At 68.4% G+C, this 17,366-nt stretch carries 15 protein-coding genes and 1 pseudogene; 7 read left to right on the top strand and 9 right to left on the bottom strand.

Annotated features, from left to right (window positions below):
• Together QH276_RS16750 and mqo are read right to left on the bottom strand one after the other, a co-directional pair.
• A pseudogene (locus QH276_RS16750) lies at window positions 1–138 on the bottom strand (ABC transporter permease); the annotation flags it as partial.
• A complete protein-coding gene (gene mqo, locus QH276_RS16745) occupies window positions 110–1,609 on the bottom strand; it encodes a malate dehydrogenase (quinone) (RefSeq protein WP_432278794.1) in 1,500 nt (499 codons plus the stop codon). The pseudogene QH276_RS16750 and the gene mqo, both read right to left, overlap by 29 nt.
• Window positions 1,610–2,087: 478 nt before the next feature.
• Here mqo and QH276_RS16740 point away from each other — a divergent pair, with 478 nt between their 5' ends.
• Entirely contained in the window at window positions 2,088–3,164 is a 1,077-nt protein-coding gene (locus QH276_RS16740) for an alpha/beta hydrolase (protein ID WP_280399885.1), read from the top strand.
• 71 nt (window positions 3,165–3,235) lie between these two features.
• On the opposite strand, the gene QH276_RS16735 is transcribed toward QH276_RS16740, so the two are convergent.
• The 5 genes from QH276_RS16735 to QH276_RS16715 form a co-directional block, all read right to left on the bottom strand.
• Window positions 3,236–3,799, bottom strand: a complete 564-nt coding sequence (locus QH276_RS16735) for an alpha/beta hydrolase (protein ID WP_280399884.1) — start codon at window positions 3,797–3,799, stop codon at window positions 3,236–3,238.
• Window positions 3,800–3,896: 97 nt separating this feature from the next.
• On the bottom strand, window positions 3,897–5,558 hold the full coding sequence (locus QH276_RS16730) for a cobyric acid synthase (RefSeq protein WP_280399883.1): 1,662 nt from the start codon (window positions 5,556–5,558) through the stop codon (window positions 3,897–3,899).
• Window positions 5,555–6,418, bottom strand: coding sequence for a type I methionyl aminopeptidase (gene map, locus QH276_RS16725; RefSeq protein WP_280399882.1), 864 nt, complete (start codon window positions 6,416–6,418; stop codon window positions 5,555–5,557). The genes QH276_RS16730 and map overlap by 4 nt, the downstream gene beginning before the upstream one ends.
• Window positions 6,419–6,507: 89 nt before the next feature.
• The gene (locus QH276_RS16720; RefSeq protein ID WP_280399887.1) at window positions 6,508–7,269 is read right to left on the bottom strand and encodes a GntR family transcriptional regulator; all 762 of its coding nucleotides are present in this window, start codon (window positions 7,267–7,269) and stop codon (window positions 6,508–6,510) included.
• Window positions 7,270–7,436: 167 nt separating this feature from the next.
• On the bottom strand, window positions 7,437–7,880 hold the full coding sequence (locus QH276_RS16715; protein WP_280399881.1) for a DUF4254 domain-containing protein: 444 nt from the start codon (window positions 7,878–7,880) through the stop codon (window positions 7,437–7,439).
• Between the two features lie 699 nt (window positions 7,881–8,579).
• On the opposite strand from QH276_RS16715, the gene QH276_RS16710 reads away from it, so the two are divergent.
• From QH276_RS16710 to QH276_RS16685, 6 genes are all read left to right on the top strand, one after another.
• Entirely contained in the window at window positions 8,580–10,214 is a 1,635-nt protein-coding gene (locus tag QH276_RS16710; RefSeq protein WP_280399880.1) for a class I adenylate-forming enzyme family protein, read from the top strand.
• Window positions 10,215–10,450: 236 nt separating this feature from the next.
• The gene (locus QH276_RS16705) at window positions 10,451–11,311 is read left to right on the top strand and encodes a helix-turn-helix domain-containing protein (protein ID WP_280399879.1); all 861 of its coding nucleotides are present in this window, start codon (window positions 10,451–10,453) and stop codon (window positions 11,309–11,311) included.
• 112 nt (window positions 11,312–11,423) lie between these two features.
• Entirely contained in the window at window positions 11,424–12,809 is a 1,386-nt protein-coding gene (locus tag QH276_RS16700; RefSeq protein ID WP_280399878.1) for an APC family permease, read from the top strand.
• A gap of 83 nt (window positions 12,810–12,892) precedes the next feature.
• Complete coding sequence (locus QH276_RS16695; protein WP_280399877.1) at window positions 12,893–13,420, top strand: hypothetical protein; 528 nt, start codon at window positions 12,893–12,895, stop codon at window positions 13,418–13,420.
• Window positions 13,421–13,493: 73 nt separating this feature from the next.
• Window positions 13,494–13,994, top strand: a complete 501-nt coding sequence (locus QH276_RS16690; protein WP_280399275.1) for a peroxynitrite isomerase — start codon at window positions 13,494–13,496, stop codon at window positions 13,992–13,994.
• Window positions 13,995–14,210: 216 nt separating this feature from the next.
• Window positions 14,211–14,423 (top strand): hypothetical protein, encoded by a 213-nt coding sequence (locus QH276_RS16685; RefSeq protein WP_280399276.1) that lies wholly within the window; start codon window positions 14,211–14,213, stop codon window positions 14,421–14,423.
• Window positions 14,424–14,442: 19 nt separating this feature from the next.
• Here the strand turns inward: QH276_RS16685 and QH276_RS16680 are convergent, their stop codons facing one another.
• Together QH276_RS16680 and QH276_RS16675 are read right to left on the bottom strand one after the other, a co-directional pair.
• Entirely contained in the window at window positions 14,443–16,230 is a 1,788-nt protein-coding gene (locus QH276_RS16680; protein WP_280399277.1) for a penicillin-binding transpeptidase domain-containing protein, read from the bottom strand.
• Between the two features lie 63 nt (window positions 16,231–16,293).
• Window positions 16,294–17,157 (bottom strand): GNAT family N-acetyltransferase, encoded by an 864-nt coding sequence (locus QH276_RS16675; protein WP_280399278.1) that lies wholly within the window; start codon window positions 17,155–17,157, stop codon window positions 16,294–16,296.
• Between the last annotated feature and the right edge of the window lie 209 nt (window positions 17,158–17,366).

Genomic DNA, 17,366 nt, shown 5'->3' with positions numbered 1-17,366 from the left:
CGAACGGGCGGCGTCGAGATAATCCTGCCGCACTCCCGCGACACCGTTGAGCGTGGCGATCGCTATGGGCGGGAACGCCGCCAGGAACAGCAGCCAGATCTTCGACACATCACCGATACCGAACCAGACGATCAGCACATGATCCGGAACAGGCGCCGGCGGGTACGGCGGCGTGCGCCCCGCTACCGGTGAGCTGCAGGGCTTTGCCGGTCCAATCCCAGACCTCGCCGAACAGTGCCTGATTCTCCGAGAGCTTCACGCCCAGCGAGGGGACCATTTCCTTCAGCTTGGGCGTCCAGGCCGCGTATTCGGTCGGGAAGCACCGTTCGAGGACGTCGAGCATGGCGGTCACACAGGTCGAGGCGCCCGGGGAGGCACCCAGCAGACCGGCGATCGACCCGTCCTGCGCGGCGATCACCGCGGTCCCCAGTTCGAGCACACCGCCCGCGCCCTTGCGCCGGATCATCTGCACCCGCTGTCCGGCGGTGATGAGTTCCCAATCGCTGCCGTCGGCGCGCGGGATGAACTCCTCCATCGTGTACACCCGGCCGGCCTGCGATTTCATCAGCTCGGTGACCAGGTATTTGACCAGGCCCAGTTCGGTGACACCGACGCCCAGCATGGGGGTCAGGTTGCCCGGTTTGATCGACTTGAACAGGTCGGTGTTGCTGCCGTCCTTGAGGAATTTCGGCGTCCAGCCGGCGTACGGGCCGAACAGCAGGCCGGGCTTGCCGTTGATGACCCGGGTGTCCAGATGTGGCACCGACATCGGCGGCGCACCGACGGCGGCCTTGCCGTACACCTTGGCCTCGTGCATACCCACCAGTTCCCGGTTCGTACAGCGCAGGAACTGGCCCGAGACCGGGAAACCGGCGAAACCGCGGATCTCCTTGATCCCCGATTTCTGCAGGAGCGGCAGCGCACCGCCGCCGGCGCCGACGAAAACGAATTTGCTCACCACGGTGCGGGTGCGGCCGGTACGGGTGTTGCGCACCGTGACCTTCCAGCTGCCGTCGCGCTGTTTGCTCAGATTGCGGACCTCGTTACCGAAGGCGATCTCACCGCCGGTGGCGCCGATATAGGCGAGCAGTTCTTTGGTGAGCGAGCCGAAATCGATATCGGTGCCGCCGTCGGTCCAGTTGAGGGCGATCGGATCGGAGAAATCGCGGCCGCGGGCCATCAGCGGCAGCCGGCGGGCGAATTCGTCGGGGCTGTCGATGTACTCCATCCCCGCGAACAGCGGGTGGCGGGCCAGCGCCTCGTAGCGTTTGCGCAGGTACTCCACATCGGCGGCACCGTGGACGAAACTCACGTGCGGGATCGGGTTGATGAACCGCGACGGATCGCTGAGGATCCCGTTCTCGACGGCGTAGGCCCAGAACTGCCGCGACACCTGGAACCGTTCGTTGATATCGACGGCCTTGCCGATATCGACCGAACCGTCCGGCTTCTGCGGGCTGTAGTTGAGCTCGCACAGCGCGGAATGACCGGTACCGGCGTTGTTCCACGGATCGCTGCTCTCGGCGGCCGCGGCGTCCAGCCGTTCGAACACCGTGATCGACCAGTCCGGCTGCAACTGGCGCAGTAGCGCGCCGAGAGTAGCGCTCATGATGCCGGCACCGATGAGGACTACATCGGTCTTTTCAGTCTGGGCAGCGTTCGGCACGGGTGTTCGACTTCCTTGTCCTGGTGCGCGGGGCGCACATCCCGACAGGATGTGGTCCGCTGGGGCACGGGCGCATATGTAGTTGTGTACGGGCGGCGAGAAGCCTGCTCGGGCTCGGCCGAATGTAGGTTACCCGTCGTTCACTACTGCTAATTGTGCACCTCGACACGCACGGAATCCGCAGCCAGGGCGGCGATTGTGACATAGATTCCTCTCCCGCGGCGCCCCACCGACCAGCGCCTGCCGCACGATCGGGCTCGGGTCCGGGCGCCCCGCGGAACCACGGAATGCGGGAGTCACCGCCGGGAACGCGCCGTACTGAACGGTCCCGTCGACGGGTCGATGCCGCCGATGCACCGGGCATCCACCCGAAGCCGTGCACGGCCGGAGCGCGGCGGCGGTATCGCCTAGATTGGACGGCGTGACGAACGAACCCGCGGCCGCCGGCAGCACCCTGGGCCGGGCCGATTCCTGGCAGCCGGATGTACTCGGCGACGGCTACGAATACCGCACGGTGGAGCTCGGACCGGACCCCGATGGTGAGGGCGAGATCGTCGCTACCCTGGTTCGGCACCTGCCCGATCCCGGCAGCGGGAGCGCCTTGTCCGGCACGCCCGGTACGGCGGGCGGATCCGGTACCGCGGAGGCGGTGCTGTACCTGCACGGCTTCACCGACTACTTCTTCCAGCGGCATGTGGCCGAGCACCTGACCGCGCGCGGTCACCGGTTCTACGCACTGGATCTGCGCAAATGCGGCCGCTCACTGCGGGCGGGCCAGACTCCGCACTTCATCAGCGACCTCGCCCTCTACGACCGGGAACTGAACGAAGCGCTGCGCCTCATCACCGCGGAGACCCCGGGCAAGGTCCTGGTCGTCGGCCATTCGACCGGTGGTCTGGTCGCCTCCCTGTGGCTGGACCGGCTGCAGCGCGCGGGTGGCTCCGCCGCGGCCGGGATCCGCGGACTGGTCCTGAACAGCCCGTGGTTCGACCTCCAGGGCCCCGCCTATTTCCGCACCATCGGAACCCAGCTGATCAATACCGTGGGCCGGTTCCGGGCGAAGTCCGCACTACCGCTGACCAAATCCAGCGCCTACGGCGACAGCCTGCACAACAGCGTCGCCGGCGAATGGGATTACGACCTCGAGTGGAAACCCCGCGACGGGTTCCCGGTCCGTGCCGGCTGGCTGCGGGCGATCCGGCTGGGTCAGGCCCGGTTGCACCGGGGTCTGGATATCGGAGTACCCGCCCTGCTGCTGCGGTCGAAACTCACGAAATTCGCCCGCGAGTACGGTCCCGCGGTCGATGTGGCCGACGCGGTCCTCGACGTGGCACAGATCCAGCGCTGGGCGGGTTGCCTCGGTGATCGCACCACGATCGTCCCGATCGACGGCGCGCGCCACGATGTGTTCCTGTCGGCCGAGGGCCCGCGCACCGAGGCGTTCCGGGAACTGGACAGCTGGCTGGACTGGCTGGCGGGCTACCACTCGGCCGAGTAGGCCCCAGCGATCAGGTGTTCCGGCGCATCACGATCCCGGCACGCTCATCGGCCGGTTCGGCGTTTGCGTGGTCACCACATACTCGTGCGCAGCACGATCTCGGTGGCGAACTCCTGGTCGGCCTCGGCGGCGACATTGTCGACGTCCAGATCCACCACCCGGAACTCGCCGTACACATGCCGTCCCGAGGTGTCGGCGACCGACCGCGGTAACCCCTTGGTCACCACGACGGTGGTCGGCAGTTCGACCGCCGGGCAACTCGCGTCGAGAACCGCGCCGGTACCGTCGGGCACGGCCGGATGCCCGCGATCGGCGACGATCAGGCTGACGAACCGGCCGAAGCCGTTCGCGCACACCTGCCACGCCACACTGGCTCCCGCACCGCGCCCCGCGACATTCGCCCACGGCACACCGAGATCGTCCAGTACCGCGTACACGCCCGCGAGGTCGAGGCCGGTGGCGGTTTCGAACACGATGGTCCGCAGATCGGAGCTGTGCAGCCGCGCGCACACCCGGTCGTAGACCTCCGGCGGATCACCGGTATCGGGCAGCAACAACACACTGTGCTGGGTCGCCGGCCCGTCCACCCGCACCGTCCAGCCCCGGTCACCGACCGCGATGCGCCGAGATTCCATGACGCTTGACGCTACACCGCCGACCGCGTCGGTTGGAGTACTCCCGGCAAAGAACGCGAGGATCGTGACGCGTGAGCTGTGGGCGGTCTCGGCCCGCTCACAGCGCGGACGACGACCCGGCCGCCGCCGGGGTGCTCAGCGCGGAATCGACGACCGGCATCCCGGCCGGGACCCCCTCGTTCAGCAATCGCTCCACTCGGGAAATGTCGAGGTTCTCCGCCACGAGATCGGCGAGCAGATCGAGCTGCGCGGCACGTACGGCAGCCACCCGCGTCCCGGGTGCGACGACGAACCCGGTCCGGCCCGCGGCCCGCGCGACCTGCGCGAGCCAGGCCCGCCGGAATTCGTCGGATTCCAGCAGGCCGTGGAGATGGGTGCCCCAGACCGCGCCCCGCACGCTTCCTTCCGGTCCCGGCGCCCCGGAGTTTCCGTCGCGGCCGCCCGGTCCGCCGTGACCGGCCACCGCGGGCGCGGCGCGGCCGGTGACCTGGAGCCACGGCGTTTCGGCGCCGGCGCGGACCCGGCCGTGATGGATTTCATAGCCGGTCGCGGCGATACCCGCGGTTCCGCCCGGCTGCGCGCCGGACGGGTCGGGGGCACCGAGGGCGGTCGTCCGGCACAGCACCTTCTCCGGCGCGAACTCCACCTCCATATCCAGCAGCCCCAGCCCGGCGACGTCGCCGGCCCCGGATTCCACCGGGTCGACGATCCGGCGGCCGAGCATCTGGTAGCCGCCGCAGATTCCCAGCACGGGCCGCCCGGCGGCCGCCCGCCGCCGCAGCGCCTCGCCGATCCCGGTGCGGCGCAACCAATTCAGATCGTCGACGGTGGCCTTGCTACCGGGGACGACCACCAGGTCGGCATCCACCAGCTGCGATACCTCGTTCACCCAGCGCACCGCGACCCCGGGTTCGCAGGCCAGCGCCTCCACATCCGTCGAATTGGAGATCCGGGGCAGCCGGACGGCCGCGACACTCAACCATTCGCTGCCGACCGGAGCGGCCGGGCGCCCCACCGGAGCGCCGGCGAGGGTGCCCAGCGAATCCTCGGCATCGAGCCACAGATCGTCCCGATACGGCAGCACGCCGAGCGTCGGCCGGCCGGTCAGGGCCGCCAATCGGTCCAGACCGGGCCGCAACAGCCCGACGTCGCCGCGGAACTTGTTGATCACGAATCCGGCGATGAGCCGCTGATCCTCGGGGTCCAGCACCGCCAGCGTCCCGAACAGATGCGCCAGCACCCCGCCCCGGTCGATATCGCCGACCACCAGAACCGGCAGCTCGGCCGCCCGCGCCAGACCCATATTCGCCAGATCGGTGGCCCGCAGGTTGATCTCGGCCGGCGACCCGGCACCTTCGCAGATCACCACATCGAAATCGGCCCGCAGCGCCGCGAGTTCGTCGGCCACCACCGCGCGCAGCCGGGTGCGGTGGGCCATATAGTCGGCGGCGCCCACGGTATCGGTGACCCGGCCGCGCACCACCAGTTGCGAGCGGCGGTCGCTACCCGGTTTCAGCAGGATCGGATTGAACCGCACACTCGGTTCGAGCCCGCAGGCCTGCGCCTGTAACGCCTGCGCCCGGCCGATCTCACCACCGTCGAGCGTGACCACCGAGTTGTTCGACATGTTCTGCGCCTTGAACGGCGCCACCCGTACCCCGCGCCGCCGCAGCAGCCGGCAGATCCCGGCCACCAGCACGCTCTTCCCGGCGTCGGAGGTGGTTCCGGCGACCAGCAGCGCCCCGCCGGGGCCGCTCACGGCAGGGTCAGGATTTCGGTCCCGGTTTCGGTGACCACCAGGGTGTGCTCGAACTGCGCGGTCCACTGACGGTCCTTGGTGACCACGGTCCAGCCGTCGTCCCAGATCTCGTAGTCGATACCGCCGAGGTTGATCATCGGTTCGATGGTGAAGGTCATTCCGGGTTCGATCACCGAGTCGACGGCGGGCTGGTCGTAGTGCAGGATCACCAGGCCGCTGTGGAAGGTGGGCCCGACACCGTGGCCGGTGAAATCACGGACGACGCCGTAGCCGAAGCGATTGGCATACGATTCGATCACCCGGCCGATCACATTGAGCGCACGACCCGGCCGCACCGCCTTGATGGCCCGCATGGTGGCCTCCCGGGTGCGTTCCACCAGCAGTTTCACCTCCTCGTCCACATCACCGGCGAGGAAGGTGGCGTTGGTATCGCCGTGCACCCCGTGGATATAGGCGGTGACGTCGATATTGACGATGTCGCCGTCCTCGATCACGGTGCTGTCGGGGATACCGTGGCAGATCACCTCGTTGAGCGAGGTGCAGCACGATTTCGGGAAACCCTTGTACCCGAGCGTCGAGGGGTAGGCGCCGTGGTCGCACATGTATTCGTGCGCGATCCGGTCCAGTTCGTCGGTGGTGACACCGGGTGCGACGGCTTTACCGGCCTCGGCCAGCGCCTGGGCCGCAATCTTCCCGGCGATCCGCATCTTCTCGATGGTCTCGGGGGTCTGGACCCACGGTTCGGAGCCTTCCCGGGCGGTTTTCTTCCACACGTACTCCGGACGTTCGATGGAACGGGGAACCTCACGGATCGGGGTGGGGGTTCCGGGGAGCAGCGGCTGACGAGTACGCACGGACATGGTTCAAGACTAGTCGGCGCAGGCCGGCGGGTCGGCGGGAACGGTCACCGGCCGAGCCCGCCACACGGCCGACCCCGGCGAGCCTCGGTTCAGCGACCCCGCCCGCCCGTACGGACCTCGAAGGCGACCCGGTCACCGCGGTAGAGCGAGGCGACCCGTTCGATCGGCCGGCCCTGGGTGTCCAGGCCACGGCGAACCACCCGGAACAGCGGGACGGCGGGCCGGCAGCGGAGCAGTCCGGCCTCGCGGGGCGCGGCGAGCACGGTTTCGATCCGCTCGGTGGCGCCCGCGTATTCGACCCCGGAATCGCCGATCGTCGCGGCGAGCGAACCCAGCGGGTCGAACCCGGCGCGCAGCCAGCCGAACCGGTCCAGCGACAGATCGATCCGTTCCAGGGCGATCGGGTCGCCGTCGGCGTAGAGCAGGCGTTCGAGCGTCATGATCGGGGTCTGCGGTGCCAGTTCGAGATCGCGGGCGATCTCGGCGTCGGCGATTCCGTCCTCCCAGGACAGCAGCCGGCGCACCACCCCGGGGGCATCCTCGCCGGCGGGTTCGGGGGCGAGCGGACGGACCACCTTGGGCCGGGCGAGCACGGTACCGCGCCCCTGCCGGCGGATCCGGCCTTCCACGGCGAGATCCCGCAGCGCGTGCCGGACGGTTTCGCGGGCGACGCCGAAGCGTCCCGCCAGTTCTCGTTCGGCGGGCACCCGGTCGCCCGGGCGCAATTCGTCGAGCATCGTGTCGATCTCGGCGCGTACGCGGTAGACCTTCGACGGCACCGCTCCCCCGGTCGCCGGCGCCGCCCCGAAGTTTTCCGGCGCCGTGACGGTGGCGACGCTCTCTGTGTGCATCATGGCAGTAACTACCTCCAATTGGCCTGCACCGCGTGGTAACCGAGTGTTCGCCGCCGACTCACCATTGGGTCTAGGCCATTCGACATGTCGCGGTAGTCGCCGAACCCACCGCGAGGGGTGTGATGTTCAGTGGGATGAACGGCCCGGCGCTCCGCATTTCCCGTCTACTGCACCGGTAACCGGCGCCGGCCACCGGCCACCTCGGCGATCAGATCCGTGTACCCGTCCACCAGTTCGGCCAGGTGATACCAGTGCCGATGGGTACGGTCACTGCGCACGCCGTCGGCCTCGATGGCCTGATTCGCCGCGACCCAGCTGTGTGCCATCCGATCGATCACCGCGCCCAGACTCTCGGTGTGCAGCGATGCTCCGTTGCGGTGCTGTGGCATCTTACGCATGATCCAGGCGTTGATATCGTCCACGAGTTCCGCTCGGCGACCGTCGATTTCGGCGATATCGGCCAGATCGCGCACATGGGCCCGGCGCTTGTGCAGTTCGACCAGCGTATGCGCGAAACGTAGTAGCACCCGGTCCTGGGTCCGCCTCCCTTGGAATGCGCACAGCAATTGTGGCGCTGTCGGCAGGGTCCCCAGAGTGGGCGCGCTCATCTGCACCCCTCGGACTCACCCGGCACCATCACACTCTGTACCAACATGATCGGCTCTCGATTCGGTTATCCCGGACATCGGATCGTTGTTCACAACAAGGCTAGCTGGATCATGCTCTTACAGATGCAAGAACACAAGACTTCGGTACGCAATGTTGCGAACAGCGTCATGCGCAAGCCTAACGATCCTTCTCGCGGAACCACACCACGGCCTGACTCGAAAAGACGTACCCGCCATGCTCGTTGCCACCGGCGGTCCGAATCCACGCCGCGCCGAACGTTACCCGGCCGGGCGGCGAGACCCGGCCCGACAACGCGTTACGCGACCACATCGCAACCGTGCCGAGATCTCTCCGCGCTTCCGCCACGGCACCATACGTATACCTACGGTGCTCGTAGGTATACGTCCGGCCACCACCGAGACCGATTCGCGGCCCCAACCCTGCGCGGCCACATCCCCTTTCGTCGCTTTCCGGCGAGCCGTCACGGCGCCGGCCGATTCTCGAACCCACCACCACGATGTGAGTTGCCACCAGTTTGCCGACTCCGTCATAGATCTCGACACAGCGCCACCGCACCCCGGTCGGCGCACCACGGCGCTCCCGCGCGATCCCCCGTGGTACGGGCCGGGCGGGAGAAGTCCGCTCCCGGCGATGCGGTAAGGATTTCGGCAGAGCCGTCGACAAGGATGTGGACCCCCATGAGCAATGCCGCCGACCCCCGGGCCGCTGCCGCGCGCCGGGCCGCCGACCTCACCGGCCCGGGCGGTCCCTTCGAACTGGTCACCGAGGAAGTGCTGGGCATCCCGATCCCCGTCGTACGCCATCGGCGCCGGTCGTTGCGCGCACAGCTCGACGCCTCCCGCGCCTGGGGCGACCGCGACTACCTCGTCACCGCCGGGCGCCGGTACTCCTTCACCGAACATGCGGACGCCGCCGAGGCCCTGGCCCGAGCACTGGCGGACAACTACGGGATCGGTAAAGGCGACCGGATCGGCATCCTGGCCGCGAACTCCCCGGAATGGGTGATCACCTTCTGGGCGGCGCAATGCCTGGGCGCGATCGCGGTCGCCTACAACGCGTGGTGGGCGGAACCCGAGGTGGCCTACGGTATCCGGCACACCACCCCCGCCGTGGTCGTCGCCGACACCAAACGCGCCCCGCTCCTGGCCGGCACCGGCGTCCCGGTACTGACCATGGCCGAGGACCTGCCGCGGTTGATCGATGACCACCGCGGTACCGCCCCGGTGGTCGCGGTCGCCGAGGACGATCCGGCCGTGATCCTGTACACCAGCGGCACCACCGGCCGGCCCAAAGGTGTCGTCCACACCCACCGCAATCTGATCGCCGTCACCGATTACCACCGCTACACCGACGCGCTCACCGCACCGCCCGGCTACCGCGAGCCCAGCGCCAAACGATTCCTGCTGACCTCGCCGCTGTTCCATATCGCCAGCCTGCACAATCTCGCGGTCCCCCGGCTCGCCACCGGCGCCGCGGTGATCATCCACACCGGCGCCTTCGACGCGGGGCGAGTCCTGGACCTGATGGCACGGGAGCGGGTCACCAACTGGGGCGCGGTCCCGACCCTCGCGGCCCGGCTGCTCGAACACGATCCGGCCGGCTACGACCTGTCCGCGCTCACCTCGCTCTCCCTGAACGCCGCCCCCGCCTCCCCTGCCTTCCAGCAACGCCTCCGCGCCCGGCTGCCCGCCACCGGTATCGCACTGACCACCAGTTACGGCCTCACCGAGAGCGGTACCGCGGCCACCGTCGCCACCCCGGCCGAACTGGCGGCGGAACCGGAAACCGTCGGACGGCCGATTCTGGGAGTATCCGTCGAGATCCGCGACCCGAGCGGCGCGCCGGTACCCGACGGAACGGAAGGCGAGATCTGCGTACGCAGTCCCTACGTGATGCTCGGCTACTGGCGCGACGAGGCCGCCACCGCCGCCGCGCTCGATGACGAACGCTGGTTGCGTACCGGCGATTTCGGTGTCCTCGAAGACGGCCGGCTGCAGATGGCGGGCCGGCGCAGCGATCTGCTGCTCCGCGGCGGGGAGAACGTGTACCCCACCGAGATAGAGAACGTTCTGGACGCACATCCCGCGGTACGGGAATCGGCCGTCCTCGGTATCCCCGACGACGAACTCGGCCAGCGGATCGCGGCGGTGGTGGTGGTCGCGGACCCGGCCGCCGTCACTGCTGCCGACCTGCGGGACTTCACCGCGCAGCGCCTCGCCTACTACAAGGTGCCCGAACACTGGACCCTCACCGCCGAACCGTTACCGCGCAACGCGACGGGAAAGGTGATGCGCCGGGAAATCTCGCTCTGACCGTGCTCGCCGGGTGCCGGCCGTCCCGCAGGCGCGATTCGTCCGGACCGGCGGCTGCGGAGTGCCGCCTCCCGGGCCGCCAGCCCGGAAGGCGCCCTTCCGGGCTCCGGCTACTACCCGACCGTACCCATCCCCTCGGCAAGCGCTGATCGTTATGGTTGCAGCACAGGGCGTGCGGTCGCCGCGAACCGGTGGATTACCGCACGCCGCCCACCGCGCTGGTCGAAAGGGATGACATGGCAGGCAAACGCACCGTCCTCACGGCGGGTTTGCGCCGGCTCTCGGTGCTGCTGCTGGAGATGCGGGAGGACGCCGAACTGAGCAAGGAGGAGGTCAGCGCCCGCACCGGGATCAACGTGACCACCCTCTATCGCATCGAAACCGCGCAGGCGCGGCCGCAGCGCCGCACCCTGATGACGATGCTGGACCTCTACGGTGTCGACGCCGCCCGCCGCGCGGAAGCGCTGGACCTGCTCTCCGACGCGCAGAAACCCGGTATGTCGCGGCCGTACGAGGCCAGCCTGTCCGAGGTCTACGCGGCGTACATCAATTTCGAGTCGGTGGCGCTGTCGGCCCGGCACTACCAGACCTCGTTCATCCCCGGCCTGCTGCAGACCGAGCAGTACGCCACCGCGGTGATCGATACCTGTATGCCGAAACTGGAAGCCTCCGATCTGGAACGCCGGGCGCGGGCGCGGATGGACCGGGCGGCCGTACTCGCCAAGGACGAGCCGCTCGAATTGTGGGTCGTCCTGGACGAGGCGGCCATCCGCCGCGTGGTGGGCGGTCCGGAGGTGATGAGCGGCCAGCTGCGGCGGCTGGGTGAGGCGACCAAACGCAAGAACGTGATCCTGCAGATCCTGCCCTTCGACGCCGGTGCGCACCCCGGTATGGCCGGCTCCTTCACCATCCTGGATTTCCCCGATCCCACCGATCCCGAATTGGTCTACGTCGAGGGGATTTCCGGCGACGCCTTGATCGAAGGGCATTCCGAGATCCGCCGTTTCGGCGTGATGTTCGACCAGTTGCGCGCGATGGCGCTCAGCCCGCGGGATTCGGCGACGATGATCGCCGATGCCGCGGAAGCCATGAGCTGACGGCCGGATTCGCCGGCGAACAGGGCCGGAAACAGGAGTCACCGGGCAACCGAACGGGTATACACATCGAACCCGGTGCCCACCGGGTGCGTCGAGGAGAAATGAGGGGACCTTGGCAGACACCACCGCGCGGACCGATCCGGACCATCAGCCCGAACTCAAACGCGTCATCGGTCCGTGGCTGCTGCTGTTGTTCATCGTGGGCGATATTCTCGGCACCGGGATCTACGCGCTCACCGGACGGGTCGCCGGCGAGGTCGGCGGCGCGGTGTGGGTGCCGTTCCTGGTGGCGTTCGGGGTCGCCATGATCACCGGATTCAGTTATCTGGAACTGGTCACCAAGTATCCGCAGGCCGCCGGGGCGGCGCTCTACACGCACAAGGCGTTCGGCATCCATTTCCTCACCTTCATGGTGACCTTCGCGGTGATGAGTTCCGGGATCACCTCCGCCGCCACCGCCGCCAAGGCATTCGCCGCGAACTTCGCGGAGGCCTTCGAATTCGGCGGCGCGGATGCGCTGGTGCTCACCCTGATCGGGCTGGCCTTCATGGCCGTGGTCGCGGCGATCAATCTGCGCGGCGTCGGCGAGAGTGTGAAAGCCAATGTGCTGTTGACCTGTGTCGAACTGTCCGGGTTGCTGATCGTGATCTGTATCGGCCTGTGGGCGCTCGGTTTCGGCAACGGAGATTTCGGCCGGATCGTCGAATTCGATACCGGCGATCGGTCCGCGTTCGGCGGAGTGATCGCCGCGACCACCTTGGCCTTCTATGCCATGGTCGGGTTCGAGGATTCGGTGAACATGGCCGAGGAAACCAAGGAACCCAGCCGGATCTTCCCGCGTATCCTGCTCACCGGCCTGCTGATCACCGGCGCGATCTACGTGCTGGTCTCGATCACCGCGGTGGCGCTGGTACCGCCGGAGAAACTCTCCGAAGGCGATACCCCGCTGCTGCAGGTGGTGGAAATCGGCGCGCCCGGCTTCCCCACCCAGATCTTCGCGTTCATCACCATGTTCGCCGTGGCCAATTCGGCGCTGATCAATATGCTCATGGCCAGCCGGCTGCTCTACGGTATGGCCCGGCACAAGGTGGTACCGCGCGCGCTGGGCCGGGTGCATCCGACCCGCCGCACCCCGCATATCGCGATCATCTTCACCACAGTGCTGGCGCTGGGGTTGCTGCTGTTCGTCGGTGAGGTCCCCGAACTCGGTGGTACGACCGCACTGCTGCTGCTGGTGGTGTTCACCATCGTCAACGTGGCGGTACTGGTGCTACGCCGCGACCGCGTCCCGCACCGGCATTTCCACACCCCCACGCCGCTACCGGTACTCGGCGCGGTGTGCTGCGCCTACCTGGCCACACCGTTCACCGACCGCAATCCGCAGCAGTACCTGATCGCCGGGATTCTGCTCGCGGTGGGTGTGGTGCTGTGGGCGCTCACCGCGTTGTGGAACAAACCGCACAATGTGAAACCCCTCGGCCCCGGAGTCGATATCTAGCCGTATCACCGGGCACTGGCGACCACAGCGACCGGAGATCGCTGAAGTGACGAGCGCCCGCGGGATCGGTAACGTATTGGCCGATGACAAGTATGGACGCCAGATTCGGCGATGCTGCTGGGTCGGTGCCCCTGCCCAGCCCGTGGGATCTCAATACCTATCTCGCCGAGGTGGCCGCCTACCGGAAGCGGCCGATATCGCTACAGCCGGCACATCGCTCGGCGCTGACCGAACTGGGCTGCAACGGCAACGGCCTGTGGATCGCGCGCAAACACGACGATATCGTCGTCTACGACGCCTCGGCCTCCGGCCGCAACGCCGACCACATCGTGCTGCACGCCGTCGGTCATATGCTGCTCGGTCACGGCGGTCCGGGCTCCGAGGACGCCGATATCACCCGGATCTCGCTCGGCGCCCTCAACCCCGCACTGCTGGACGCGCTGGCCACGATCGCCCCGGGATCGATCACCCAGATCCTCGGCCGCGACGATTTCGGCGCCGACCGGGAACGCGAAGCGGGCGTGTTCGCCGAGATGACGATGGTCTACGCGGCGCTGCCCCGGCGCCGTACCCGGTCGTTGTGGCCGTTCGGCCGCCGCAAGAACAAGTAGCAGCGTGCGTCCGGCACGCGGTACGGCGATCGGGTGTACCCGATCGCCGTCCGAGGGGCTACGCTTGTGCGCCGTGGCCGAACCGCAGACTCCCGCCGCCGCCCCGCATCCCGCCATCGCGCCCCTGGCCGGTCTCCTGGGTACCTGGCGCGGCTCCGGGCAGGGTGACTACCCGACGATCGAGCCGTTCGGTTATCTGGAGGAGATCACCTTCGGCCATCTCGGCCGCCCGTTCCTGACCTACCGGCAGCGCACCCGGCACGCGGACGACAACCGCCCGCTGCATGTGGAAACCGGCTATCTGCGCTGCCCCGGGCCCGACCGGGTGGAACTCATCCTGTCCCATCCCACCGGGATCACCGAGATCTGTGAAGGCAAACTCACCCTCGCCGACGACGAGATCCGGCTGGAACTGGAATCCACCGCCATCGGCCTGAGCAGTACCGCCAAGTCGGTGACGGCGCTGAGCCGCAGCATCCATATGCACGGCACAGTGATCGACTACACGCTGCAGATGGGTGCCGTGGGCCTGCCCTTACAGGATCATCTCGCCGCCAGTTTGCAGAAGATCTGAACTGCGGATAACGAAGCCGTCACGGATTTCGGCGGCGCGGGTCACGATTTGCTCATCGTCGATTTTCCCCACCTTTCCATCTTGTCTCGATAAGCGATTTCGGCCTAGGTTGGCCTGAGCAGCAAATCGTCAGATAACACTTCCGCAGAGCCCGGTCGCACAGGAGCCACCCGAGCTCGCACTCTGTCGAACCTCTGAATCGGAGGGAGCCGGAAAATGAAGCGTTCCACCGTTGCTCTCGTCACCGCCGGACTGATTCTCGGCGGCACCGGGGTGGTCGAAATCCTCGGTACCGACACCGCCGCCTCGGCCCCGGTCTCCGACCATACGGTCTCCGTCGTCGCGCCTGCCCGCGTCAGCGATCCGGTGGATACCGATACCGGTCACCGTTACGCGAACGATCACGGTCCCGCCACCACCGGGCCGTGATCGGAGTACGGCCGGACGGTCAGTAGCCGGCCGGGAGAGCGGCGAGCATATCGCGGGTCACTCCGACGGCGTTATCGGAACTACCGCCTTCGACCAGCAAGGTTGCGAACGCGAGGTCGCCCCGGTAGCCGACGAACCAGGAATGGGAACCGGCGGCCACCTCCGCCTCGCCCGTTTTGCCGAACACCGCGCCCTGGTCGGCGATGCGGTGGGCGGTGCCGGTCAGCACCACCTCGCGCATCATCGCCCGCAACCCGCGCACCACCGCCGGATCCAGAGCGGGCCGCTGCCCGTCCACGACGGTCTCGCGGCCGGCGATCAGATACGGCGTGGGCGCGCTGCCACGGGCAACGGCCGCCGCCAGCACTGCCATACCGAACGGACTGACCACCACCCGGCCCTGGCCTATTCCGTCTTCGGTGCGCTGGGTGCGGTCTTCGGAAACAGGAATGGATCCGGAAAAGGTGGGTAATCCGGCAATCGAGTACTCCGGGCCGATTCCGAATGCGGCCGCGGTATCCGAAAGGGCCGCGGCCGGCAATTCACTGGCCAATTTGGCGAACGAAGTATTGCAGGAGCGCGCGTAAGCGGTTGTCAACGCGACATTCCCGATGGTGAAACCGTTGTAATTGGGAATCATCCGCTCCCCGATGGTGATCGCGCTCGGGCAGGCGACCACGGTATCCGGGGTGGCACGGCCGTCCGATATCGCGGCCGCGGCGGTGACTGTTTTGAACACCGAACCGGGCGGGTACTGCCCGATGGTGGCCACCGGACCGTCTCGGTCGGCGGCCGCATTCTGGGCGACGGCCAGGATACCGCCGGTGGAGGGTTCGATCACGACCATCATGGTTTGTTCCCGGCGTCCGTCGACCGCGCGCTGCGCCGCGTCCTGTATCTGCCGGTCCACACTGAGCGAGAACGACGGCGCCGGCTGCGCCGCCACCTCGTGCAGCACCCCGGTCTCCGCACCACCCGGGTTCCGGGCCACGACCCGCCACCCGGCCCGGCCGTCCACCTCGTCGATCACCGCCTGCCGCACCTGGGCCATCAGGTCGGGGGCGAATGTGCGGTCGGCCGGGAGCAGATCCCATTCCTGGGTCACCCGTACCCCGGGCAATCCGATCAGTTGCGGCCCCGCCCGGACGAACTCCGTCTCGTTCAGGACGATCACCGTGTACACACCGTCGGCGCCGCGGGCGGAATCGAGAATGCGCTCGGGGGTGAGCCGTTCGTCGATACCGATCAGCGCCCGCGACATCTCCGCCGCCACCCGCTGCGGGTCCTGGCTCGCGGCGGCGTCGAAGGTCACCCGGGACACCGTGCCCGGGATCAGCACATCGCTGCCGGACTGTTCGTTCACCCGCGCCTGTGGCGCCTGCCGCACCGTCAGCGCCATCGTCTGGGTGTCGCCGAGCCGTGGATGCAGCGCGGCACCGCTCCACCGCACGGTCCAGCCGCCACCGCTGCGCACCAGCGGGAGCTGCCCGGTGTAGGTCCAGCTGCGTCCGCTGCCCAGCCGCCATTCGTAGGTGTAGTCGACGGTGGCGGTGTCGCCGGAGATGCGGGCGGCTCCGGAATGGGCGTGTAGTTCCTCGGCTCCCAGTTCGGTCCAGACGGAGGTGAGTGCGGGCAGCGCTTTTTCGGGGCGCGTGGTCCGCTCGGCGGCGGCCGTGAGATCCCGGGTCGCGAAGGCGTTCAGGAATCCGTCCGCGGCGGTGCGGGGTCCGGCCGAGCCCGCGAGGCAGGCGGTCGTGGCGAAGGCGAGCAGCGCGACCGCGAAGAGGAGTACCGGACGGATGGTCATCGGGGCCGATGGTAGCGATCCGCCACCGGGGATCCCCTGCGGCGCACCGGAATCTATCCGGACTCAGTCGAGAAGTACGGTGGCGAAGGTCGCGATCTGCCGGAATCCCACGGCCCGATAGGCGCGCCGGGCGATCTCGTTGTAGTCGTTGACGTACAGACTCGCGGTCCGCCCGGTCGCGACCACCGCGTTCGCCACCGCCGCCGTGCCCGCGGTGCCCAGACCCTGCCCGCGGTGATCGGGATGCACCCAGACGCCCTGGATCTGCCCGGTGCGCCGCGACATCGCCCCGACCTCGGCCTTGTAGGCGACCTCGCCGTCGATGAACCGCGCCCAGGCCCGGCCGGCCTCGATCAGTCCCGCTACCCGGCGGCGATACCCGCGCCCACCGTCGCCGGCCCGCGGATCCACCCCGACCTCTTCGATGAACATGGCGATAGCGGCCGCCAGATAACGGTCCAGTTCGCCGGGCCGGACCTGGCGGACCTCCGGATCGGCGGGGGCCAGCGCGGTATCGGTGAGCGCCAGCAGCGGCTGGGCGCCCCGCAGTTCGCGTTCCGGCCCCCAATGGTCGGCCAGCATCTCCCACAGCGGGAGCGCGAGCTCACGCCGGCCCACCACCGACGAGCACATGCGCGGCCAGCGAATGGCGCGGTCGGCGAACGCGCGCAGGGCATCGCGGCCACCACGCAGCGGGATCAAGTTGACGCCGGAGAAGCACAACGATTCCGACGGACCGCCGTGACTCCACAGCTCGCCCTGCCCGCACCGGTTGTCCAGGCCGTACTCCTGTAACCGGGCGGCGACCATACAGGCCGCGACCGGGTCCTCGTCGAGCACCCTGAGCACCTGCCCCAGCTCCCGCTTGGCGAGCTGGCGCGCGGGAACGTATTTCGGGCGCCGGGCCGGCTCCAGCAGACTCCGCACCTAGTACAGCCTGCCATGAACCGCGGCCACGCGATACGGATATCCCGAAAGCGCCGGTCGGCGCGGCCGGCGAAGCACACCGCGCCGGCGGGGGGGGGGGGGGCCGCGCACCCGCTCCAAATCGCGGGGGGGGGGCGCCCCTTCCCCCACGCGCAGACCCCGGCGGCGGGGGGCGCGCCGCCGGCGCACCAGGTCGAGTTCGGCGGCAC

The sequence above is a fragment of the Nocardia carnea genome (assembly GCF_029869215.1).
Lineage (GTDB): Bacteria > Actinomycetota > Actinomycetes > Mycobacteriales > Mycobacteriaceae > Nocardia > Nocardia carnea_B.
Note: the sequence above shows the minus strand (reverse complement) of the source record. Positions and strands in the feature narration are given on the sequence as shown.